Here is a 1243-nt window from a genome sequence, read left to right on the forward strand (position 1 = left end):
ATACGCCTTCTGCGCGCCTATATTGCGGCGATCGGACAGAGCGATAGGGCGCGAGCGGCACTCCTAGAACGGCTATGGGGCGAGATTGGCGAGCATCGTTCCGATGCGGCCGGCACTCGGACTCACAAGAGCGCCAAAATTGAGAAAAACAGTTCGCGAGCAAAGCCAGTTATTTGATGCTAACTATACGCGCGTAATCGGCGGCTGCGAGGCAGATCTATATACTCGAATTCAAGTGGCATTGGTGGCTTACTTTCGGCGCTGGCGCCGCTTGGGATCTGGCCAGCTCTCGACCCGCTGCTCTCACCGAGGCAGCGTCACGCGGACGGCTTGCCCAGGCTGATGCGATGGCAGCTCTTGAGAACGCACAGCGTTCGCGATATGAGGCGCATCAATGCCGAGAAGCTTGGCCGCTTGCACGCGGCTAACGGCAATTATTGGCGCGTTTTGAAGATTAAGCTTCCTGCCTGAGATCTTAAGGCTGCAAGACTCGATAAACAACTAACGTGTTGCGTTCGTGCTTTTGCACGCGCATCGCTCTGAAAATCACGCTGCTTTCTGCGAATCGTACGAGCCGGCGATCTGTCGACGACATCGGAGCCGTTTCGATCGTTATGCGGGCGATCGATCCACCGCGGAGATCAGGAGCGCGTGTCGCGCTCTTGGTGATCGGGTCTGGTTTATCGCAGCTGGCCTGGCCGGGGAGCGCTCGCAAGCGTCTATCAAGGCAACGATCCGCCCATGAAGGTGAAAAAGGGTGCCAACTGAGGCGGCCTTATTTCATTTCAGCTTAGGGCGGAGGTTCTCATCCGGGCTGGGGTTTGGCGTCTGGTCGGTCCACGAGTTTACTCTCTGCATTTATGCGCGCTTGGCCTCATCGGCGGCGATGGCATCAACAACGGCAAGTCGTGCCTGTTCAACCGATGCGATCGCGTAATCGATGGCGAGGCCGGCGTCCGACTCCAAGTTCGCGGCGCGTGTCTCGGCTAGCTTTACGCTGAGACCATGCTTTGCTTCGACTACATGCGCCTTGAGAGCGTTGACGTCGGCAGTGATTTTCGCTTGCAGCGCTTTCATATCTCTGGTGGCGGATTCTCCGGCAGACTTGTTTGATGGTTTACCTTTTCGACTGCGATCTTTGCAGCAGAAAGCGCCTCTGCCCTCCGCGCTTCGATCTTGTCGTGCGCTTCCGTTCTTGCGGCTGAGAATGCGTTTTCGGCGCCTTTTGCACGTACCGACAGGT

General features: G+C 57.3%; 1 protein-coding gene. It reads right to left on the reverse strand.

What is annotated here, in order from left to right; genetic code table 11:
* Nucleotides 1–858: 858 nt before the first annotated feature.
* Complete coding sequence (locus AC0L30_RS42965) at nt 859–1077, reverse strand: hypothetical protein (protein WP_473309247.1); 219 nt, start codon at nt 1075–1077, stop codon at nt 859–861.
* Nucleotides 1078–1243: the final 166 nt, after the last annotated feature.

It is taken from the genome of Bradyrhizobium sp. MI1.11, from assembly GCF_055811255.1.

Coding starts and splice junctions, on each gene's coding strand:
- AC0L30_RS42965 (WP_473309247.1), bottom strand. CDS start 1,077: ATGAAAGCGCTGCAAGCGAAAATCACTGCCGACGTCAACGCTCTCAAG.